Below are 22,231 nucleotides of genomic sequence, written 5' to 3'. Positions count from 1 at the left end.
GATTTGAAGCATTTAATTACAATCTCATTGTTGGGATATGTGCTTAATTGAACTATATAAATTCTTCATCTTCAGGGGTTGCTCTTTTCGCATGATCTGCTGCTAACAATAAATACATGGCGGGAACAACAAAAAGCGTAAATAAAGTTCCAATCGAAATTCCCATTGCAATAACCAAGCCAATATTAAAACGACTTTCCGCTCCTGCTCCCGTTGCAAAAATTAATGGGATTACACCTAATACCATTGCAGCAGTAGTCATTAAAATAGGGCGTAGCCGTATGGCAGCTGCTGCCTTAATTGCCGCTAATTTTTTTTGCCCTTCAGCTTGTAAGTCATTGGCAAATTGGACGATTAAAATACCATGCTTACTTATCAACCCGATTAAAGTAACAAGACCTACTTCACTGTAAATATTAAGCGTAGCGTGTCCGATACCTAGACTCACAAAGATCATTGCCCCACAAATAGACATAGGCACGCTAATCAAAACAATCAGGGGATCACGAAAACTTTCAAATAAGGCTGATAATGCCAAAAAGATAATAATTAAAGCAAAGAAAAAGGTAAAAATGAGGTTGGCCCCTTCTTGAATAAATTGTCGTGATTGGGCACCATAATCGATGTAATAACCTTGAGGCAAAGTTTGGTTGGCAATATTGGCTAAAGTCTCTAGCGCATGCCCCATAGTCACTCCGGGAAATGCCACTGCTGAAATTGTTGCTGAATTAAGTTGTTGAAAATGGTTTAACGATTCAGGGACAATTTGCCGTTGTAGCTCAGCAACAGTAGATAGAGGAACAGATGCCCCTGAAGAAGTCTTTATATAATAATTCAGTAGTTCATCTGTATTTAAGCGACTTTCTCTCTTTACCTGTGGAATCACCTGATAAGAGCGACCTGCATAATTAAAATAATTAATATACCCTTCGCTTAAAGCAGATCCAAATAAATTGCCAATATCTTGCATGGTTAAACCAAACTCTGCAATTTTATCGCGATCTAAATTAACCTTGGTTTGAATTTGGTCAATCTTGAGATCGGGATCAATATAGGCAAAAATACCCGAGCTATGCGCTTTATCTAAAATACTTTGTAACACCAAGTTCAGATTGTCAAAAGGTTCAGTCGTTGTAATAACAAATTGAATTGGAAGCCCACTCCCTCCCCCGGGTAATGACGGCAGTTGGAAAGCAGCTACTTTAGCACCAGCAATTTGTTTTAGTTCTTTTTGAATCAACGGTTGCAGTTGATTTGTTGTTCGTTGACGCTGATCCCAGGGCTTTAGAACCATACCAATAATAGAAGTATTTAATCCCTGGGATCCATCAACTTGAAAAATATGATCGGTTTCAGGATATTTTTTGAAAATTTTGCCTACTTCATCGGCGTACATCTTGGTTTGGTCTAATGATGAATTTGCAGGGGCAGTGACTTGAGCAATGATCACCCCAAGATCTTCTTGTGGGGCTAATTCAGAAGCGGAAGTGATAAAAAGAAAATAATTACTGGCAAGAATAATTATCGCAAAGACAACAACAACAGACAAATGCTTTAAGGTAGAAGCTAAAATTCGCTCATAAAACCGCTCCAATCTTGCAAATAAGCGATCAATATAAGCCATAAAACTTTCTTTGGCACCTCCATTTCCAATCTTGAGCAATTTAGAACACATCATCGGTGATAAAGTAAGAGCAATAACTGCTGAAACGGTAACCGCGCCCGCAAGAGAAAAAGCAAATTCCGTAAATAAAGCGCCGGTTAATCCGCCCATAAAACCAATAGGTAAATAGACTGCAATTAAAACAATAGTAATCGCAATAATTGGATTGGCTAACTCACGTGCACCTAACAATGCTGCTTTTAATCGAGTTTGTCCCTCTTCTATATGCCGCTGCACGTTTTCAACAACGATAATGGCATCATCAACTACTAAACCAATTGCCAGTACCAAAGCCAATAAGGTAAGAAGATTAATGGAGTATCCCAAAATAAGCATAATCCAGAATGCGCCAATAAGAGACAAAGGAATAGCAACAATTGGAATAAGAACCGAACGCATAGAGCCTAAAAATAGAAAAATAACTGCCGTTACAATAAGAAACGCTTCTAAAAGGGAAACTATAACTTCATGAATTGATGAATGAACAAATAAACTCGCATCATAAACAATTTTTCCGTTTAAACCTTGAGGCAATTGTTCCTGAATCGTAGGAAATATTTTTTTTATGTCATCGATTACTGTTAAAAGATTGGCTGAAGGTGCAACCAAAATACCGACATAAACTGCTGTTCGCCCATCAAAACTCACAGAAGAATTATAGTTTTGTGCTCCCAAAGAAACAGTAGCCACATCCTCCAAATGGATTATAGCCCCATTTTGGGCTTTGATAACCATTTTCTTAAATTGATTCACATCGGTTAAGTTAGTACTGGCAGTTAAGTTTTGGATAAACATCTGACCATCAGTACGTCCTACCGCGGAAATAAAATCGTTATTCGCTAAGGCTGCACCAATTTCTGCTGCTGAAATCCCATAACCCGCCAGCTTAACTGGATCCAGCCAAGCTCGCAAAGCAAAGGTTTGGTTTCCAAGAATTTGCGCATTTTGTACCCCATTTACTGCTTGAAGTTTAGGCTGTACCACGCGAATTATATAATCGGTAATCTTATTGATGGGTAATTCATCGCTATAAAATCCAATATACATTGAGTCAATTGTTTGGCCTACTGAGACAGTGATTACTGGTTGCTGTGAGTTTTTAGGTAACTGATTTAGTACGGCATTAACTTTAGTCGTAATATCCGACAATGCTTTTAACGGATCATAATTAAGGCGAAGATTTACAGTAATTGTACTTGTGCTGGGCGAGCTGATTGATGTCATATAATCAATACCATTCGCTTGAGCAATTGAATTTTCCAAAGGTGTTGTAATAAATCCGGCAATTACATCAGGATCTGCACCAGTATAAGTCGTAGTCACTGTTACAATAGCATTTTCAGTAAATGGATATTGCATGATTGGCAAAGAGTTAATCGAACGTAACCCCATAGCCAAAAGCATCAAGCTAATCACTGTAGCCAGTACTGGTCTTTTTATAAAAATATCCGTATACCGCATTGTTACAAATCCTTAGATTATTTCTCAACAACCTTCGGTGATGCTTCATTACTGGGTTGTAGTTGATTATTGATTACGACCTGACTGCCATTTTTTAGCTTCAATTGACCACTGGTCACTATAACATCCCCTTGATGTAACCCTTTTAATACAGCAATTTGATCACCACGAGTATCACCAACTGTAACAAAAACTTGTTGTGCTACAAGAATTGGTTGATTTTTAGTATCCTTTTTACCACTGTCCTTAACCAAATAAACAATGTCACCATACGGATTAAACGTAATTGCTGACTGGGGTATCGTAAGATAGCTCTGCTTGTTTCCCACTTCCACTTCAACCCGTGTAAACATGCCCGGTTTCAATTTAAAATCCGGATTAGGAAAAGTGGCCTCAACTTCTACATTACGAGTCGCACTGTCCACATTTGGTTCAATCGTAGTAATCGTTCCTTGAAAAACTTGATTTGTAAAAGTATCGGTAACCATCTTGACCTTCTGTCCTAATTCGAGACGAGCCAATGCTTGTTGCGGTAAATAGAAATCTGCATAAATAATATCTAAAGCCTGCAAACTAACGACAGTATCACCTACATTAAGATATTGCCCGGGGTTAACGTTTCTAACGCCCAATTGTCCTGAAAAAGGTGCGCGTATGGTTTTCTTTTCTACGGTTGCCGCTTGTTCTTCAACTTGAGCCTGCAAATTACGCAAATTCCATTCATCAGTATCCAATGTTTGCTTACTTACGGCACGCACTGCATATTGAGCCTTATCTCGTTTGTAAGTAATTTTTGCTAATTCAACTTGTGCCTGCAGTGAATGCAACAGCCCCAGTTCGGTTCCTGCATTTAATTGCACCAAAATAGAACCTTTTTGCACAGCAGAACCCGGTTTAAAATAGATTTTTTGCACCATACCAGCAAGCTCCGTCGTCACATTAACCCCAAGAACAGCGCGTAGGCTACCTACTGCTTTTAGAGTTGGCTGCCATAAGGAAGCCTCAACTTTCATTGTCGAAACAGTAACAGCAGGTGCTTGCATCTGGGAAAGATATTTTTTCAGCATATAGCTGCTAAAGCCTTTCCAACCAAAAATAAGGCCAAAAAGAATACCTACAGCAATTAGCATAATGATCATTTGTTTTTTTAAGAAAATTTCTTTCATCATAGACACTCTTTGACACACCAAGGTTTATGCCACCAGCCACCGCCCAAAGCCTGGAACAATGCCGCCGTATCGTTATAACGTGTGGCCTGAGCTTGAATACGACTAATACGCGTCTGTTGGTATTGCTGTTGTGCGTTTAATAAATTGATGTAACTCACTGCACCTAAACGGTATTGTTTGAGAGTAAGGTTTAAAGACGCCCGCGCTGCATCTTCAGCTCTTATTTGGGCTTGCAAGGTGCGCGCATCTACTTCTAATCCTCTTAAGACATCGGCCACATTTTGGAATGCTTGTAACACAATCTGCTGATATTGTGCTGCGGTTTGTTGATAAGCAGCTATTGCTGCCCGTCGTTGGGCAAGTAATGCCCCTCCATGAAATAAAGGTTGCAACACTGTCCCTGTTGCTGACCACACATTATTTCTTGCAGTATACAGATTTGACCAAGAAGTATTAAGCCATCCCTCATTGGCACTAATTGTAAACTGTGGAAAGAGATTCGCTGTAGCAACACCTATTTGCGCGCAAGCTGCATGCAACAAAGCCTCAGAGGCTCGTACATCAGGACGTTGACGAACGAGATTTGAAGGCAAACTTACAGGTAATTCTGTAGGCAGCTTTAAGCGATCCAGACGGATAGTGGGTAAAGGTCCATCTGGAAATGCACCTACGAGAGTAGATAATGCATGCTTCGCTTGAGATAAGCTCTTTTGTAATGGAGGTAAAGTTGCTTTCGATTGCTCCAATAAAGTTTGTTGTGTTAATACATTTTCTTTTGAAACACCCCCTAAACGATATTGTTTGTTTAATAGGTTAAGGATGCCTTGTTCTGCCTGAATCAATTCAAGAGTTGCTTCAATTTGTGCTTGATAGGATGCAACCGCTACGGCAGTGGTCACTATGTTAGACGTTAATGTGAGATAAGCGGCAATGACTTCAAATTGTTGGTAATCAACTTGTGCTCGCAATGCTTCGATTTGTCGTCGCGCACCACCAAAAACATCCAAAGTATAGGATAAATTAAAAGAAGTATAATAAAGGCTAAAAGTAACGCTCTCCGAGGGGATGCCGATTTGTACCCCTGAATAGCGCTGTCGTTGTATCGCATCAGTAACATCTATAGCAGGCCACATTGAATTACCTATTTGCTCTTTTAAATTTTCCTGAGCCTGACGTAACGCAGCGGAAGCTGCGACCAAAGTAGGGCTGTTAGCTAATCCTGTATGTATCAACTGATTGATTTCAGGGGAATGATAAAGCTCCCACCACAAAAGTGGGATATCTTTATTGGTAATAAATGATTGCTGTTGGCCTCCTGAACCAGCAGTTTTTACCGTTTTTTCAGGTAATGGTTTTTCAGTATAGTGTTTGACCTTGGGTGGCGCAGGAGAATGGAAGTTTGGGCCAACCATACAAGAAGTGTGGAGAAAAGCACTGAGGAGTACTCCACATAACATTCTTGTACGACGTATAGAAGCGAACACTAATTACAATCCCTTGTCAATCATGTAAAATCAATGACTAATTTAACATGAATTGAAATGAGTTGACAGTTTCAAATCTTGTTTTGTTTCTCTCTCTCATCAAAATTAATAAAACAATAATTGAGCAATTAATAGCCATGCAGTATAATTAATGACTTAAAATATACTTAATGTTTTATCTCTGCAAATTAAAGGTGGCAGCCACCTATTTAAAAGTAGCTTTAATGTTAACAAATAAGGATCCAACATGCCTGCTGTAAAAATTACTGGAATGGGGCGTTATTTACCTAGAAACAAAGTTTTTTCTACAGAATTAGATGCAAAACTTAATTTACCAAACGGAAGCGTACAAAAAAAATCCGGGCTCATTTCACGTCATTTTGTTTCACCCGATGAAACAACTTCCTACATGGGCGCAAAAGCCTCCCTCTCTGCGGTACAGCAAGCAAACATTAAATTAGCCGATATTGATGCTATCATCAGTGCCTGTGGTGTGGGTGAACAAGCAATTCCCTGTACCTCAGTATTAATCCAAAAACAATTAGGATTGGAAGAATCGGGAATTGCTTGTTTTGATGTAAACAGTACCTGTTTAAGTTTCGTAAGTGCCTTGGATATTGCTTCTTATTTAATCGCAGGTAATCGATTTAACCGTATTCTTATTGTTTCCAGTGATATTGCTTCAGCAGGTCTAAATTGGCAAGACATGGAAACCTGTACCATTTTTGGTGATGGCGCTGCTGCATGTATCCTTGAAAAAAGTGATGGCTGTAGTCGAATTTTATCATCACATCATGAAACCCATAGTATTGGTTCTACGTTCTGTCAATTAGAGGCAGGGGGAACACGCTTACCGGCTAAAAACCCTTTAACAAATAGGGAACAAGGTTTATTCCACATGGAAGGCAAAAGAGTGTTCAAATTAGCCTCCAGGTTATTAGATAGCCTCATGGATAACCTGTTACATAAAGCTAATTTAAAAATGCAGGATATTGATTGGTTTATTCCGCATCAGGCAAGCTTACTTGCCATGCATCACATCCAAAAAAGGCTGAATATTCCTGCTGAAAAATTTGTATCCATTTACCCATATCATGGAAATCAGATTGCAGCCTCAATCCCCACTGCATTATCTACTCTCATTGACACAAATCAATTACACCGTGGACAATTAGTACTGTTATTGGGTACAGGTGCTGGCTTAGCAGCTGGTGGCGTGATTTTGGAGTATTAAGATGAGATGTGTCGTTACGGGAGCAACGGGTTGTCTTGGGATAAATTTAACAAAACGCTTAGTGGAAGACGGACACGAAGTGATAGCCTTGGGACGTAATGAACAACTTGGCAACATCATTACCCAGCTAGGAGCCCAATTTATTACCGTAGATTTAGCAAATAAAACCAAATTAAAAGAAACAGCACAAAAGGCTCAAACCATTTTTCATTGTGCTGCACTTTCCAGTCCCTGGGGATGTTATAAGGATTTTTATGAAGCCAATGTTGCAGGAACACAACATATCATAGAAGCAACTCCAGAAAATGCGCGATTAGTATACGTTTCCTCCCCCAGTATCTATTTTAATTTCACGGAACAATATAACATCAAAGAAGATATGGCATTACCGCCAAAACCTGCAAATTATTATGTAAAAACTAAATTACTCGCCGAAGCGGTAGTGGACAAAGCCTACCAAGAGAAAAATCTGAATGTGATTACTTTGCGTCCGCGCGCTATTTTTGGTCCTTATGATCGAGCAATTTTTCCTCGTCTGTTAAAGAATGAAAAGAAAGGCTTCTTGCCTATTATTGGTGATGGAAAAAATGTGATCGACATTACTTACGTTGAAAATGTTGTAGAAAGCTTGCTCCTAGCCGCTCGCGCAGACCAACAGTTTTGTGGTAAAAAGTACAATATAACCAATAATGAACCCCAAACACTTTTAAACATTCTGACACAGCTTTTCCATGCGTTACAAAAACCATTTACACCTAAATTTATCCCTTATTCCGTTGCAAAAATTTACGCTACCTGCATGGAAAAAGCTTTTAGCCTACCCTTTATTACCAAAGAGCCTCGCCTAACCCAATACAGCGCGGCGGTTTTATCTTTGGGGCAAACTTTGAATATTGATGCCGCTCAAAAAGATTTAGGCTATCAACCCAAAATAAATATTGCACAAGGCATTGAACGTTTTGCCCAGTGGTATCAAACATCATGATTGAATATCAATTATTTGAAGCAGGCTTTTGCAAGCATTGTGAACGCATGACCCTAAAGAATGGTCGCTTGAAGCAATGCGAATATCCAGCAATTTGCGCTTTAATAAAACATCCAAAACAAGGTTATATTTTATTCGATACTGGTTACAGCAACCGATTTTATGAGCTCACCCAAAAATTTCCATTTTCACTTTATAGACGCTTAACTCCCGTGACATTAAAAAAATCACTGAAACAACAATTAGAAGAAAAAAATATTCAAGCCTCTGAGATTAAAGCGATTGTGATCTCACATTTTCATGCAGACCATATAGGTGGCTTAAACGATTTTCCTAATGCCCAATTTTTCTGTCACTTAGATGCTATAAACAATATATCCAATAAAAAAGGCATTAAAGCCTTACTCCAAGGATTTTTACCTGGATTGCTCCCCAAAGATTTTTATGAACGTCTGGTGATTTTAAAAAATGAAATACAACTTGAATCCAATTTAGCTCCTTTTACAAGAGGGTTTGATCTTTTTGATGACAAGAACCTGATTGCTATTCCTCTACCAGGGCATGCGAAAGGACAAATTGGTTTGTATTTTAAAAGTGCTCAATTTCACCCTCCAGAACAAAATACGCAAGAGGTCTTCTTAGTTGCAGATAGTTGCTGGCACCAAGAAGCATTTAAAGAATTTGTGTTTCCCAGTAACGTCACTTACTTAATTCATGACAATAAAGAAGCATACCAACAAACTATAAGAAATTTACATCACCTTTTTAATAACAATAAGACAATAGATATTATTCCTTCTCATTGCCAACAGATACGTACTCGCATTTTGGAAAAACAATAATGATTTTTAGGCTTCTTTATTATTATTTTAAAACTCAATATCTTCAAAAATGTTTTAAATCACGCGAACAATTATCTGCCTATCAGGAAAAAAAGTTTAAAAATTTAATAAAAACAACTTTATATAAATCACCTTTTTATCAACCTTATCTGGATAAACCCTTTGCCCAATGGCCGATTATTAATAAAAAAATAATGATGGAACATTTTGATGAGATAAATACTCAAAAAATAAAAAAAGATCAGGCTTTAGCTTTAGCATTAAATGCGGAACGTACGCGTGATTTCTCTGCTTTAATTAATGATATTGCCGTTGGGCTTTCTTCTGGAACTTCAGGAAATCGCGGATTATTTCTTGTCAGCGCCAGGGAACGCGACGCCTGGGCTGGCATCTTAATGGCCAAGACATTACCTAAAGGATTGAAGAGAAAGGAGCGTATTGCGTTCTTTCTCAGAGCAAATAATAAGCTGTACACAAATTTAAATAAAAATAAAAAAATCCAATTCCATTTCTTTGATTTATCTGAAAACTTTGAAAATCACATTGCCACCCTCAACAAGCTACAACCCACTATTTTATCTGCCCCATCCTCTGTGTTACTGGCCTTAGCTAGAAAAAAGCATTGTTTATCCATTAATCCTGAAAAAATATTCGCAGTAGCTGAAGTTCTAGAACCTCGCGATGAACTCATTATAAGTAACGCTTTTAATTGCCAAATATCCCAAGTGTATCAATGCACGGAAGGTTTTTTGGCAATTAGTCATAAAGAGAATAATCATTTATTGATGAATGAAGAGTATTTAATAATTGAAAAGGAATGGTTAGATGATAGACGATTTGTACCTATTATTACCGACTTATTGCGAACGACACAGCCGATAATTCGTTATCGTCTAGATGATGTGTTGATTGAAGAAAATTCAAATGGCATATTTACCCGCTTAGCAGGGATAGAAGGTCGGGAAGGTGATATCTGTTATGCAACCCAAGGAAATAAAGTTTTCCCTGTTTTTGCAGATCTCTTTCGCCAGAAAATGGCCTCTTTTCCATTTGAATTTGATGATTACACCATCACACAACATCAATTAAATCAATTTACCATTCAAATCACTCCTGACTTATCAGATAAAAATGCATTAATTGATTATTTAAATGAACTTTTTCAGGCTCAAAACTATGACCTCCCCACATGGCGATGGCAGCCCTACTTTCCCAAAGAATTAGGAGCAAAAAATCGTAGAATTCAAGCAATGCCAGGTATCGTGGCTCTTGAGAATCAAATTTGAGCTACGGAACGGTTATACATCAACCGTTCCCTAATTCATAAAAAATTTATTGCGCTGCTCTTTGTATATCTTTACCCACATGAGATACATCTTTACCAAATCCATTTACAGTTCCACAAGCGCTTAAGAACCCAAGTGTTGTCAAAACAATACCCATCATCACTATTTTTTTTAATATATCCATGATATTCCTCTCTTTTACTTTTTATTTAGTGTTACTTAAATTATTCTAGTTCATATTTTATAAACTTAGAAACCCATAAATTCTATTCATTATCAATTAGTCAGTTGATCCTTAATGTTTTTCTTTTAAAATGTTGATAAAGTACGAAACCTGATACAAAAAGGGATTTAAATGTGCGCATAACCTTCATCATCAGCCTATTAACCGCGTTAACCGTAACGGGTTGTTCTTTATTTGGTGAAATTCAGACCAAGACAAAGCCCATTAAAACGGATAATTTATCTGTGAAGCATATTTATAGAATTCCTAAAAATAAATCAAGATCTTATTTTAAACATTTTAATGATCCACAATTAGACCAGCTCATTTCTATAGCCCTAAATGACGCTCCCAATATCCATAGTGCCAAGGCACGAGTTGATCGTTCCCAACAGCTTGCAAAAATAGCCTATTCTACTCTTTGGCCGGCAATTAATCTTGATGGCTATTTAGAAAAAGCATACTTCCCCATTCGTGGAACCATACCTCCGGATATACGACCTCTTCTAACAAGGGTCAATCAAGCAAACATTGCAGAAATAGGTTTCCAATTTAATTATGAACTTGATTTCTGGGGAAAAAACAGGGAAAACCTGGCAAGCAAAATCAGTGAGTCTTTTGCCACACGAATGGATCTGGCTGAAACCAGACTGGTATTGAGTGCCGCAGTTGCAACAACTTATTTTGAAATACAAAATAGTATTATCCAGCAACGCTTAGCACAAGAAAATGTACGGTTGCTAAAACAACTTGCAGACATCATTTTAGACCGTGCAAAACAAGGCATTGCATCAAATATTCCAGTAAAAACGGCGTTAGCAAATTACCAAACAGCCATACTCTCTGTTGAAGATTTCAAACGAGCAGAAATGCAATCACGCCATCAACTTGCTGTATTAATGGGAAAAAATCCTTTTACCACTCAAGTTGATGTTGCTGCTTTCACCTATGACAAAAAGCAACTTGTCCTCCCCAAAATAATTCCTGCAAATATTCTTGCGCAACGACCTGATATTGCTTCGGCACGTGCACTTACAGAATCAGCAGCCCATCAAATTAATGTCGCTAAAACTGCATTTTTTCCTAATATAAATTTGAGGGGTTTATTAAGCGTACAAAGCGTTTATTTTAATAAGGCCTTTAATATATGGTTTGAAAATGACAATGCAAGCGCCGCTATTGATTTACCTATTTTTGATTTAGGTGCCAGGCGAGCAAACCTTGGCGTAAGCTACACACAATTCGAACTTGCAGTGAATCAATATAATCAAACAATTTTAAATTCCTTACAACAGGTTAGTGATCAATTATCTACCTTAAAAACACTTAACACACAAATTGCAGCACAAAACCAGGCATTCAACATTACAGAATCCAATTACAAACTGTTCCAAGCACGATATACTCAAGGAATTATTGATTATCCCCAACTTATTGAAATAAAACAATTATTAATACAGCAAAAAGCGACGTTGCAACAGTTACAAACTCGTCAGAAACAAGCTTTTATCGCTTTATTAACAGCTTTAGGTGGAGAACTCTAGAACATGGCTGAAAATAAAGAAACTGAAACTAAAAAAGAAGGGACAACGCCAGAAACCTTACACAAACGCAAGGTCGCCATGCTAATTCTCGGCGGTGTCTTTTTATTTATTGCTTTTCTATGGCTTACGTATTGGTTGATTTGGGGGCAATTTGAACTTTACACAGATGATGCATATATCAACGGCAATATGGTACAACTCATGCCGCAAGTTGCAGGGACAGTCGTTGAAATAAATACCGATGAAACTCAATTAGTTACTGAAGGGCAAACGATAATTAAATTGGATTCTGCAGATTATAAAGTTGCTTTACAAAAAGCTAAAGCAGATTTGGCTCAATCCGTCCGCCAAGTTCGCCAATATTTTGAAAATGCAGCCCAGGCTCGACAAAAAGTAATTTTGGATAAAGCCAATTTAATTCAAGCCCAACTTGATTTGAAACGACGACAAGGATTAATAGGTAATCGCGCCGTATCCCGTGAAGAAATGCAGCACTATAAAACTGCCTTGGAAGCTGCAGAAGCAACCTATGATCTTTCATTGCATCAACTAGATGCAGCTCTGGCCCTAGTCGAAAATGCACAACTCTATACTCATCCGCTTGTAGAAACTGCCAAAGCAAATTTAAAAAAGGCTTATCTGGACTTACAAAGAACAACTATTAAAGCCCCCATTACCGGTTATGTTGCTAAACGTAGTGTTCAGCCAGGTCAGCAAGTATCAATGAATTCTGTAATGTTAGCAATTATTCCGCTAAACGATACCTGGATTGATGCAAATTATAAAGAATCTGATCTCAATGATATCCGTATTGGTCAGCCCGTTACTATTTATGCTGATGCATATCCTGGGATTACATATCATGGCAAAGTTGTTGGATTAAATGCAGGAACAGGTTCAGCTTTTGCATTATTACCACCACAAAATGCAACCGGAAATTGGATTAAAATAGTACAAAGACTTCCTGTTCGCATAAATTTGGATCCTGATGAATTGAAAAAGAACCCACTGCAATTAGGATTGTCTATGCGCGTTACCATTAATATTCACAATTTAAAGGGAAGCAGGCTCCCTCAAAAACCAGAGCCCGAATTTAAATTTGAAACAAACGTTTACAAAAAACAGTTAGCAGATGTAGAACCTCTCATTAACGACATTTTGCAAGCGAACGCCCCAGACATGTCCTTACCCAGGAGTAAAACATAATGACTGATCTACCACCTCTTACCGGCAGTAGATTGGTATTGATGACCGTTTCATTGTCTTTAGCAATTTTTATGAATGTCCTGGATATTTCTATTGCCAACGTAGCCATTCCGACTATTGCAGGAGATCTAGGGGTAAGTCCTGACAATGGTACGTGGGTTATCACCTCATTTGCAGTCAGTCAAGCAATTATGCTACCGCTTACAGGGTGGCTTGCAAAACGATTTGGCGAAGTTCGTCTTTTTGTTTTTTCCACCGCATTGTTTACAATCGCTTCCGTACTTTGTGGATTATCTATGAATTTAGAAATGCTGGTTTTTTTTCGGGTAGTTCAAGGTGCTGTTTCAGGTCCTATGATTCCATTATCACAAAGTATTTTACTTGCTAACTATCCTCCAGAAAAAAGAGGCCTGGCTACCGGCATATGGGCTATGACTGCAGTTGTTGGACCAATATTTGGCCCCATTATGGGAGGAATCATCACTGACAATTATACTTGGCCATGGATTTTTTATATTAACCTGCCCGTTGGAATCTTTTCTGTTATCTTCACTATGATTACACTCACTGGCAGGGAAAGCCCCACTGCCAAATTGCCCATTGATTTCATAGGCTTATTGTTATTAACTATTGGTATTGGATGTTTGCAAGTTTTGCTCGATAAAGGATACGACTCCGACTGGTTTCATTCAAATTTTATTATTACTTTAGCAATTATCTCCACAGTGACACTAAGCTTCTTAGTTGTTTGGCTTCTCACGCAAAATAATCCTATTATCGATTTACGTTTATTTACCCAGCGAAATTTTTCAATAGGAACGATCAGCCTTACTTTGGGCTTTCTTGTTTATTTTGCCACGGTGGTTATTTTCCCATTATGGCTACAAACACAAATGGGCTACACTCCAACCTGGGCGGGTCTTGCCGTTGCCCCAGTAGGAGTCTTACCCTTTTTTTTAACGCCTATTGTTGGTAACTACATGGGTAAATTTGATTTGCGTATCATTATTAGTATTGGTTTTATTGTATTTACACTCACTTCGATGTGGCAGTCTACTTTTTACACAGGTATAGGTTTTACCCAATTAATTGAACCCCGGTTCCTTCAGGGAATTGGGCTTGCATTTTTCTTTACGCCATTAATCGCTTTAATTTTAGCTGAGCTCCCCCCTGAACGACTAGCCAGTGCCTTGGGACTTGCTAATTTCTTCCGTATCCTGGGCAGTAGTTTTGGCACATCAATCAGTCTCACTTTGTGGAACAATAGGGAAGCATTTCATCAAAGTCAGCTTGTTGAGCAAATAACCGTCTATAATCCTTTGGTTCAAAAAACTACAGAACAACTGCATACGCTAGGCATATCAGGAAAACAAAGCTTTGGAGTTCTCTATACTACTGTCATTAACCAGGCCTATATGTTAGCTACCAACGATATTTTTAGGCTTGCAGCCTGGATTTTCGTATTTTTACTCATCATAATTTGGTTCGCAAAACCAACGTTTGCCAGTGCATCAAAAGGCTTTGCAGCAGAATAGTTTAATGATAGTTTAATACCCAAGACATCCCTATAATTTGCCCCGATTTTAACAATAAATAAAAGGTGTTCCGAAATGAAAAAATGGATGATACTGGCAGCAAGCTTAATGATGAGCACTATACACGCAGAACAATCTTGGTGCGGTTATAAAGATTATTTTCGTATCTACAGCGCATCTCACCCTGATGTCGTTATTACCAATGGATTTAGTGATCAAGGTGTGATACTGCAAATATTAGGTCTACATAGTTTTGAGATCTCTGATTCTCATGAATGTCACTATGGCTATGCTCTAGTGACAGTTGGTGATAAGCAAAACAACTGGTGTGTCCTGGATATTAAAGATGGCCCATTAATAAATCATCCTGTAGTACACGCTTCCTGCAATGGATTGCGTTATATTAGTACTCAATATGATGGTTTTAAAACATACTCTTATACAATTTATCTTGACTAGAAGAATAAGTTCTTCTGTGTGGGTGAAGTTTTGTCTTCACCCCTCTCAATTTCTTTTTTTGGATATGAGCGAAAGAAAGGGCGGTTTATCTTTGTCCCATATCCAAAGACCAACCACCTCCTAAAGCTTTAATTAATTGCACACTAGCAACTTGGCGACGCGTACGTATGTTCACTAATGAAAGTTCTGATTGTAGTGCTATATTCTCCACCACAACCACTTGCAGAAAAGTAACCAACCCACCTTTATATCGATATATCCCTTGATTCCAGGCTCTTATAGCGGCACGGGTTGCAGCTTCCTGGGTATGAATCTCTTTATCTAATTGATGAATTGCTATAAGACTATCCTCTACATCTTGGAACGCCGTGAGAACTGTTTGCCGATACTGGGCCACTGTTTCAAAATACTGGGCTGTAGCTTGTTTTAGCAAACCACGTAAGCGCCCCCCATCAAAGAGGGTTTGCTGTACTACAGGTTGGGATAATGTGAATAAGCTAAAGGGGCCAAGGGACCAGAAGAGACTGGGTTTTGAAAAAAGATTGGAAAAGCTCTGGCTTTGAAAACCACCTGTACCCGTTAAGCTAATCACAGGAAAAAAAGCAGCCCGTGCTACACCAATAGTAGCATTCGCAGCCTGTACCCGCGCCTCTGCTGCCACAATATCAGGTCTGCGCTCTAGAAGAGTTGAAGGCAGATTAGGGCTAATTGCAAGTAACCTCTTTGGCAGTTTACCCGGTGCTATCGAAAATTCACTGGGTATTTGCCCTACTAAAACCGCTATCGCATGTTCTAATTGAGCTCGTTGTAACCGTATGTCAGCAGCCAATGTTTTCGCATTTTCCAATTGTGTTTCTGCCTCATCAACATTCGCAATAGGGGCAGCGCCTCCTTGATATCGTTGTTTCGTTAAATAAAGTGCTTTCTGATATGCAATAACTGTCCTATCCAAGATGCGTTGTGCCTCATCACTACCCCGCAATGCAAAATAATTATTTGTAAGCTCTGCCTGCAAACTCAAACGGACTGAAGCCATATCGGATGCGCTAGCCTGGGCAAGGCTTTCGCTAGCTTTAACTGCGTTACGAATACTTCCCCATGCATCAACCTCATAAGTAAGATACCCACCGACTAAAACGTTATTGAAGAGAGATTGTTTAGCAGGGTTTGCTATAGTGTTTGATGTTTGCTCTCTATTTCCATTCAATAAGCCTTGGACATTAGGATAAAAATTAGAGCGGGCAATTTGAACGATAGAAATCGCTTCTTGAAAACGCGCATAAGCCAGCTTTAAATCCTGGTTGGCCACATTGAGCTGTTTTTGCAAATCATTTAAAACTGGATCATGGAATGCTTCCCACCATGCGTCCGGAGCTACTATTTTAGGTGTTGATTTAATTTCTACCCATTGCCCCGGCTCTTTAAAATGCTCTGGTATAGGCATCGCAGGTCGTTGATAATCTGGCGCTAAGGAACAACCCGCCAATGCAAAAACAAATACGCCCAGACTAATCAATTTATTCATGAAACAACCCGTACCGTTTCTCCATTGATAATCCCATCAGGAGGATTCAATATAATGCGATCACCTGGCATAACACCTGTTGCGATTTCAATCTTGGAGCCAAAATCACGGCGAACCGTTATGGACTTGAGCACCACTTTATTGTCTTTGTCTAAAGCGGCTACTTGTAACCCCTGGGCTCGAAAAAGTAAGGTATTCACTGGTAGAATCACTGTATTAGCTGGAACATCCAAACGAAACAATACTTCAGTATAACCTCCAGGCAATAGCTCTCCATTTTTGTTTTCAGTTGTAAATTGAGCTAATAAAGTACGTGTTTTAGGATCAATAGCATGAGCTGTCTCATATAATTTAGCTGAAAATGTTTGCTTTGGATGCTCCGCAAAATTCAATTTTACTGCCATATCAGGTTTAATACGTGCAGAGTAATATTGTGGAATTTTTACATAAATCCGTAGAGGACTCGTCTGGGCAATGCGAAATAAAGGTTGTGTCGTCGTACTACTTCCGGCATCAATAAGATCACCTATATCCGTTGCACGATCTGTAATCACCCCATCGAAAGGTGCTATGACGCGCTCAAAACCAACTAACTCTTGCAAACGTTGAAGATTAGCCTGAGCTGCATATACTGCAGCTGCTTGAGCGGCAGCGGTGCTCACTTTTTCATCGGTTTCTTGTTGCGATACAGACTCCGTTTTTACTAAATGAAGCCACCGTTTTGCAGTAATTTGTGCGATTTTATTATTAGCAATTGCCACCTTCAAATCAGCTCTTGCCTGACGTTCCTGTGCATCAAGCTCGGGAGTTTCTATTACAGCAAGCAGATCTCCTGTTTTAACACGACTGCCTATATCTACATACCATTGTTTCACATACCCATTCGTACGAGCATAGATAGGAGACTCATGCCAAGCCTGAACATTACCCGGTAAAACAATTCGATCCATGCCTGCTTCTTGTTTTGCCGTCATTACTCTTACTACAGGCACTGCATTGGCTCTGGTCTCATTACGCAAACGAATGGATGCGTACACACGCATAAAAATGATAACAAGTAAAATCAATAAAAACACAGCCAGCGCGATAATGAGTCGCTTATGCGTATGCTTATGTAAATGGGAGTGAATTGTTTTAAGCATGCTCTTTCCTTTGCTTTTTCTTCAGATTACGCTCATGAATTACATAAAAAACAGAAGGGACAAAAAAAAGCGTAGCCAAGGTCGCAAATGATAAACCACCAATAACTGCTCGTCCCAATGGAGCGTTTTGCTCCCCTCCATCTCCCAAACCCAACGCCATGGGAAACATCCCAATGATCATCGCTAAAGCAGTCATCATCACAGGTCTTAAACGTGTTTTTCCTGCTTCAAGGGCTGCTTGCATTGGATTATTTTCTGTAGCCAAGTGATCTCTGGCAAAGCTAATAATAAGAATACTATTTGCCGTTGCAACCCCCATACACATAATTGCACCTGTCAACGCAGGAACACTCAATGGAGTATGAGTCAAAAATAACATCCAACTAATCCCCGCAATTGCAGCGGGTAATGCTGTGATAATAATAAAAGGATCTGTCCATGATTGAAAATTAATCACAATTAATAAATAAACGAGTAAAATTGAGAAAGCCAATCCCCAATAAAGTCCACTGAATGCATGATCTTTAGTATCAATTTGACCACGGATAACCACAGACGATCCTTTAGGGACATCCTTTTTGGTTTGCTCAATAACCTTCTCTATATCACTTGCTACTGACCCTAGATCTCTATCTTGTATTGTTGCAAAAATATCAATTACTGGCTGAACGTTGTAATGTGATTCAACAACTGATGTCCATGTGCGTTTCAGTGTGGCAAAAGCACCCAATATTTGCAATTGACTCGGCACTGTTAAACTTCCAATAGGAATATTTCGTAAATCGTTCAATGAAGTCATTACATATTGAGGTGCCTGGGTCACAATAGGGTAAGAAACTCCATTTCGAGGATCCAGCCAAAATGTAGGTGTGGTTTGAAAACTACCAGACAAGGTCACTAATAAATCAGAAGCAACATCGTATTGGGTAAATCCTAGTTCACGAGCTAAACTACGATCTACATCGACAAAGAACTCAGGATAATTATCTTTTTGTCTTATCCGTCCATCAACGAGACCCGGGATCAATTTTAGTTGATTTAATAACTTATTGGCATATTCAGCATTTTCCTTTTTCTTTAAACCAATTACCTGAATATTAATCGGTGAAGGCAAACCAAAATTAATAATTTGATTGACAATGTCTGCAGGTAAAAAAGCAAAGGTTACTGATGGAAAATGTTCTCGTAAAATCGATCTGAGTTGGCGCACATACTCGGAACTTGGGCGATGCCCTTCTTTTAGGGAAATTAAAATATCAGCATCTTCTGGTCCATTCGTCGCCGAATTACTGTACGATAAATTAATCCCACTTGTAGGTAAACCTATATTATCCACAATACTTCCCAAGTCTTTAGGAGGAATAACTTGACGAATAAGGGTATCGATATTATCTACAGTTCGTGCGGTTTCTTCTACTCGCGTCCCTGTTGGCGCACTAATATGTAACTTAATTTGTCCCGCATCCACATCAGGAAAAAAATTCGAACCCAGCCATGGCCATAGCAATACTATTGAAACGCCAACAAACCCTAAAAAAGAGGTAATAAAGAATTTAGCATTATTTAATACCCAGGAAAGCGCAACAAAATACCGAGAACGTAAAAGTGTAAACTTTTCTTCAAACTTTCCATGGATGCGGTCCAGAAGACTTTTCTTTTTTTCTTCTTGGGCACTGAGCTCATGCTTGCGTAACCAATATTTAGCTAAAGTAGCAACTAGAGTACGTGATAATACATAAGACATCAGCATGGCAAATATTACCGCCTCAGCTAAAGGCACAAATAAATACTGTGCAACCCCACCAAGAAAAAACATAGGTACAAAAACAATACAAATACACAAAGTTGATACTAGTGCAGGTATAGCAATTTGTTTTGCTCCATCTAGAATAGCTTGCTCTACTTCTTTACCTTGTTCTAAATTCCAGTTTATGTTTTCAATAGCTACTGTAGCATCATCCACTAAAATTCCCACAGCCAGGGCTAACCCTCCCAAGGTCATAATATTTATTGTCTCACCTAGCGCAGAAAGAATAGTGATCGAGGTGATAATCGATAGAGGAATTGATAAAGTAATGATCAAAGTACTGCGCACGCTCCCCAAAAAAAGCAAAATCATTAACCCTGTTAATGCCGCAGCGATTACTCCTTCTGTGATTACTCCACGGATAGCGGCAGTGACAAAAATGGATTGATCTGCAAAATAAGACAATTGAAGCCCATCAGGTAACATCTCCTTTATTTTAGGGATCAGACCCTTAACACGACTGACAATATCCAGTGTTGATGCATTTCCAGTTTTTTCTACAGACATCATGACCGCCCGATGTCCATCTACCCTCACAATATTCGTTTGCGGCGCGAAACCGTCACGTACATGGCCGACATCGCGAATATATAAAATACGGCCAGGTGTCGTTTTTACCGGCACATCATTTAATTCCACTGCAGCAAGGGGACTTCCATTGAGCTTAACAATATATTCATACTCACCTATTTTTTGCGTGCCTGCAGGAATAATGAGATTCTGGGCAAGTATCGCCTCATTTACTTCTTTAGCAGAAATGCCATAGGTTTGCATGGCTTGTGTGTCCAGATCGACCATAATTTGGCGAATTTTACCGCCATAAGGATACGGTAGTGATGCACCCTGAACCGTTGCAAGCTGAGTACGAATGAAGTTATTTCCTATATCATTTAACTTCTGTTCAGGAATCGTTGAACTCGAAAGCACCAGTTGTAACACAGGGACAGTCGAAGCCTTATAGCTTAAAATTAAAGGAGGCAAAGTGCCCGGAGGCAAGTTACGCAACATGGTTTGAGCGATCGCAGTAACCTGGCTTAAAGCCATATCGACATTCACGCCTTTTTGAAAATACAATTTGACCACGCTCACACCAATCAATGATTCTGATTCGATGTGTTCAATATCATTAACAGTAGTAGTGACTGCACGCTCGAATACACTAGTAATACGATTACCCATTTCATCAGGAGGCAATCCGGTGTAAGTCCATACCACACTAACAACTGGAATATTGATATCAGGAAAAATATCAGTGGGGGTACGCATAATTGCTAAAGGCCCAATAATAAGAAGCATGAGAGCCATAACAATAAACGTGTAAGGTCGCGAGAGAGCAATCCATACAATCCACATAAATATCCGTACCGCAAATAAAAAAAGAGAAGCATTATAACAATGAAATAGATCAAAATTTAAGAATAAAATGAAATAAAAATTTTCAATTTTCTATTTTTATAGTTTGATATAACCTGCGATCTGCAGTTGAAATCACTGTTTGGAGAACCCTTGTTTGCAAAGAAAAAATACAGATTACGCCCCCTCTTCAAAGTGGCATTTTGAGAAATGGAGCCTAAGGTTCTCTTCAATAATAACCTAAAACCTTCTGCCCTCTGTTTCGTTTTGAGTTTATGGTTTCAGGATCATTACAACATTTGGGGATAATTAAAAAAGGGCAATAATTTATTTACTTAAGTTCGATTATCTGGCCACATTGGACAAAACCAAGGAAACCATGGGATTGAGCATCAGGCAATTTGCCATCATTATAGTGGTACAACCAAAGCTTCGCTTTAATTTCTGGATCAAGTGTATCCAGTTGATTAAAATGAGCATGTACCCCACTTGGTACTTTGAGTGTTTCACAATCGTGAAAAATCAATGTTGCTTCTTGATAATATTTTTTAAAACGATCCGGTGTAAATTGTGTGTCCGTAGTGATAAAAAAATATTTGTCACGGTACTTTATGTATAAACCATAACTTGGCATTAATTTCTTATTAGAATGAATATGAACGGTTTGAATTAAATTAAAATGTAATCCTTCCCATTCAAAAACCTGATCATCACTCACAGTAGTCACCTTAAAATAATCATTCAAAGTGGCTTCTTTTTCATCCAATGTTTTTAAGCCCCCGCTGAGGGAATGACTCCATAATAAATGAACCAAATGTTCATGTATAATAAGCTGGGGTGGCTCACTCTCTACCGCAAATTTACGTTGAAATGCAAGCCACTCTACACCGCCAATGTGATCGGCATGCAAATGACTGATGTAAACTGTATCAATGTCATTAGAGATATAATGGGCTCGGGATAATGAAAATCGAATATCGGTGCCACAGTCTATTAATAATTTTTTTCCTGTATCAGTGAGAAGAAGCATATTTGATTGAAAATTTTTAGAATCCGTTCCTAAACCACTACCAGCTCCTAAGAATAATAGTTTCATGAATAAATCCCTGAGTTAAGTTAAAACTCGAGTCTGAGTTCTAAAAATTCCTTAATGAATATACTTTTTATTTTAATCAATACCCTTCTTATTTTAGAATAGCATTTAAAATAAGTTATTAGAAATAGCTCTATTAATATAAATAAGCTATTCTTCAACGTAAGTTGATAAAACTTTAATAACAAATGCGAATAACCAAGCTCAACCTTAAAAATAC

16 protein-coding genes are annotated in these 22,231 nt (G+C 38.6%); 8 read left to right on the top strand and 8 right to left on the bottom strand.

From position 1 onward, the window contains the following. Positions 1–52 precede the first annotated feature (52 nt). The 3 genes from EKG34_RS06350 to EKG34_RS06340 are packed head-to-tail and all read right to left on the bottom strand — an operon-like array spanning position 53 to position 5,777. Positions 53–3,124 carry an efflux RND transporter permease subunit gene (locus tag EKG34_RS06350; RefSeq protein WP_012978816.1) on the bottom strand — a complete coding sequence of 1,024 codons (3,072 nt, stop codon included), beginning with the start codon at positions 3,122–3,124 and terminating at the stop codon, positions 53–55. Between the two features lie 17 nt (positions 3,125–3,141). Then, entirely contained in the window at positions 3,142–4,290 is a 1,149-nt protein-coding gene (locus tag EKG34_RS06345) for an efflux RND transporter periplasmic adaptor subunit (protein ID WP_003632993.1), read from the bottom strand. Beyond that, positions 4,290–5,777 (bottom strand): efflux transporter outer membrane subunit, encoded by a 1,488-nt coding sequence (locus EKG34_RS06340; RefSeq protein WP_012978814.1) that lies wholly within the window; start codon positions 5,775–5,777, stop codon positions 4,290–4,292. Before EKG34_RS06340 ends, EKG34_RS06345 begins: the two co-directional genes overlap by 1 nt. 247 nt (positions 5,778–6,024) lie before the next feature. Here EKG34_RS06340 and EKG34_RS06335 point away from each other — a divergent pair, with 247 nt between their 5' ends. From EKG34_RS06335 to EKG34_RS06320, 4 genes are read left to right on the top strand one after another with little or no spacing between them, the layout of a single operon-like run. Continuing rightward, positions 6,025–7,011: a beta-ketoacyl-ACP synthase III gene (locus EKG34_RS06335; protein WP_003632995.1), complete on the top strand. Its 987-nt coding sequence runs from the start codon at positions 6,025–6,027 to the stop codon at positions 7,009–7,011. A gap of 1 nt (position 7,012) precedes the next feature. After that, positions 7,013–7,996: an NAD-dependent epimerase/dehydratase family protein gene (locus EKG34_RS06330; protein WP_003632996.1), complete on the top strand. Its 984-nt coding sequence runs from the start codon at positions 7,013–7,015 to the stop codon at positions 7,994–7,996. Next, on the top strand, positions 7,993–8,838 hold the full coding sequence (locus EKG34_RS06325) for an MBL fold metallo-hydrolase (RefSeq protein WP_003632997.1): 846 nt from the start codon (positions 7,993–7,995) through the stop codon (positions 8,836–8,838). The genes EKG34_RS06330 and EKG34_RS06325 overlap by 4 nt, the downstream gene beginning before the upstream one ends. Beyond that, positions 8,838–10,124 (top strand): F390 synthetase-related protein, encoded by a 1,287-nt coding sequence (locus EKG34_RS06320; RefSeq protein ID WP_003632998.1) that lies wholly within the window; start codon positions 8,838–8,840, stop codon positions 10,122–10,124. Before EKG34_RS06325 ends, EKG34_RS06320 begins: the two co-directional genes overlap by 1 nt. Before the next feature lie 46 nt (positions 10,125–10,170). Here EKG34_RS06320 and EKG34_RS06315 read toward each other — a convergent pair whose 3' ends face one another. Then, positions 10,171–10,308 (bottom strand): entericidin A/B family lipoprotein, encoded by a 138-nt coding sequence (locus EKG34_RS06315; protein ID WP_003632999.1) that lies wholly within the window; start codon positions 10,306–10,308, stop codon positions 10,171–10,173. A 173-nt stretch (positions 10,309–10,481) separates the two neighbouring features. On the opposite strand from EKG34_RS06315, the gene EKG34_RS06310 reads away from it, so the two are divergent. The 4 genes from EKG34_RS06310 to EKG34_RS06295 all read left to right on the top strand — a co-directional run bounded on the left by EKG34_RS06310 (position 10,482) and on the right by EKG34_RS06295 (position 15,091). Further along, on the top strand, positions 10,482–11,891 hold the full coding sequence (locus EKG34_RS06310) for an efflux transporter outer membrane subunit (RefSeq protein ID WP_003633001.1): 1,410 nt from the start codon (positions 10,482–10,484) through the stop codon (positions 11,889–11,891). A gap of 3 nt (positions 11,892–11,894) precedes the next feature. Beyond that, positions 11,895–13,097: an HlyD/EmrA/EmrK family protein gene (locus tag EKG34_RS06305; protein ID WP_003633003.1), complete on the top strand. Its 1,203-nt coding sequence runs from the start codon at positions 11,895–11,897 to the stop codon at positions 13,095–13,097. Further along, positions 13,097–14,632 (top strand): DHA2 family efflux MFS transporter permease subunit, encoded by a 1,536-nt coding sequence (locus EKG34_RS06300; protein ID WP_003633004.1) that lies wholly within the window; start codon positions 13,097–13,099, stop codon positions 14,630–14,632. Before EKG34_RS06305 ends, EKG34_RS06300 begins: the two co-directional genes overlap by 1 nt. Positions 14,633–14,707: 75 nt before the next feature. Further along, a complete protein-coding gene (locus tag EKG34_RS06295; RefSeq protein ID WP_003633006.1) occupies positions 14,708–15,091 on the top strand; it encodes a hypothetical protein in 384 nt (127 codons plus the stop codon). A gap of 85 nt (positions 15,092–15,176) precedes the next feature. On the opposite strand, the gene EKG34_RS06290 is transcribed toward EKG34_RS06295, so the two are convergent. From EKG34_RS06290 to EKG34_RS06275, 4 genes are all read right to left on the bottom strand, one after another. Continuing rightward, positions 15,177–16,616, bottom strand: coding sequence for an efflux transporter outer membrane subunit (locus tag EKG34_RS06290; RefSeq protein WP_003633009.1), 1,440 nt, complete (start codon positions 16,614–16,616; stop codon positions 15,177–15,179). Continuing rightward, positions 16,613–17,758 (bottom strand): efflux RND transporter periplasmic adaptor subunit, encoded by a 1,146-nt coding sequence (locus EKG34_RS06285; RefSeq protein WP_003633010.1) that lies wholly within the window; start codon positions 17,756–17,758, stop codon positions 16,613–16,615. The genes EKG34_RS06290 and EKG34_RS06285 overlap by 4 nt, the downstream gene beginning before the upstream one ends. Further along, positions 17,751–20,918 carry an efflux RND transporter permease subunit gene (locus EKG34_RS06280; RefSeq protein WP_012978812.1) on the bottom strand — a complete coding sequence of 1,056 codons (3,168 nt, stop codon included), beginning with the start codon at positions 20,916–20,918 and terminating at the stop codon, positions 17,751–17,753. The genes EKG34_RS06285 and EKG34_RS06280 overlap by 8 nt, the downstream gene beginning before the upstream one ends. 331 nt (positions 20,919–21,249) lie before the next feature. Further along, entirely contained in the window at positions 21,250–22,014 is a 765-nt protein-coding gene (locus EKG34_RS06275) for an MBL fold metallo-hydrolase (protein ID WP_003633012.1), read from the bottom strand. Positions 22,015–22,231 lie beyond the last annotated feature (217 nt).

The organism is Legionella longbeachae, assembly GCF_004283175.1.
GTDB classification, from domain to species: Bacteria; Pseudomonadota; Gammaproteobacteria; order Legionellales; family Legionellaceae; genus Legionella; species Legionella longbeachae.
Note: the sequence above shows the minus strand (reverse complement) of the source record. Positions and strands in the feature narration are given on the sequence as shown.

Coding starts and splice junctions, on each gene's coding strand:
- EKG34_RS06350 (WP_012978816.1), bottom strand. CDS start 3,124: ATGCGGTATACGGATATTTTTATAAAAAGACCAGTACTGGCTACAGTG.
- EKG34_RS06345 (WP_003632993.1), bottom strand. CDS start 4,290: ATGAAAGAAATTTTCTTAAAAAAACAAATGATCATTATGCTAATTGCT.
- EKG34_RS06335 (WP_003632995.1), top strand. CDS start 6,025: ATGCCTGCTGTAAAAATTACTGGAATGGGGCGTTATTTACCTAGAAAC.
- EKG34_RS06330 (WP_003632996.1), top strand. CDS start 7,013: ATGAGATGTGTCGTTACGGGAGCAACGGGTTGTCTTGGGATAAATTTA.
- EKG34_RS06325 (WP_003632997.1), top strand. CDS start 7,993: ATGATTGAATATCAATTATTTGAAGCAGGCTTTTGCAAGCATTGTGAA.
- EKG34_RS06320 (WP_003632998.1), top strand. CDS start 8,838: ATGATTTTTAGGCTTCTTTATTATTATTTTAAAACTCAATATCTTCAA.
- EKG34_RS06315 (WP_003632999.1), bottom strand. CDS start 10,308: ATGGATATATTAAAAAAAATAGTGATGATGGGTATTGTTTTGACAACA.
- EKG34_RS06305 (WP_003633003.1), top strand. CDS start 11,895: ATGGCTGAAAATAAAGAAACTGAAACTAAAAAAGAAGGGACAACGCCA.
- EKG34_RS06300 (WP_003633004.1), top strand. CDS start 13,097: ATGACTGATCTACCACCTCTTACCGGCAGTAGATTGGTATTGATGACC.
- EKG34_RS06295 (WP_003633006.1), top strand. CDS start 14,708: ATGAAAAAATGGATGATACTGGCAGCAAGCTTAATGATGAGCACTATA.
- EKG34_RS06290 (WP_003633009.1), bottom strand. CDS start 16,616: ATGAATAAATTGATTAGTCTGGGCGTATTTGTTTTTGCATTGGCGGGT.
- EKG34_RS06285 (WP_003633010.1), bottom strand. CDS start 17,758: ATGCTTAAAACAATTCACTCCCATTTACATAAGCATACGCATAAGCGA.
- EKG34_RS06280 (WP_012978812.1), bottom strand. CDS start 20,918: ATGTGGATTGTATGGATTGCTCTCTCGCGACCTTACACGTTTATTGTT.
- EKG34_RS06275 (WP_003633012.1), bottom strand. CDS start 22,014: ATGAAACTATTATTCTTAGGAGCTGGTAGTGGTTTAGGAACGGATTCT.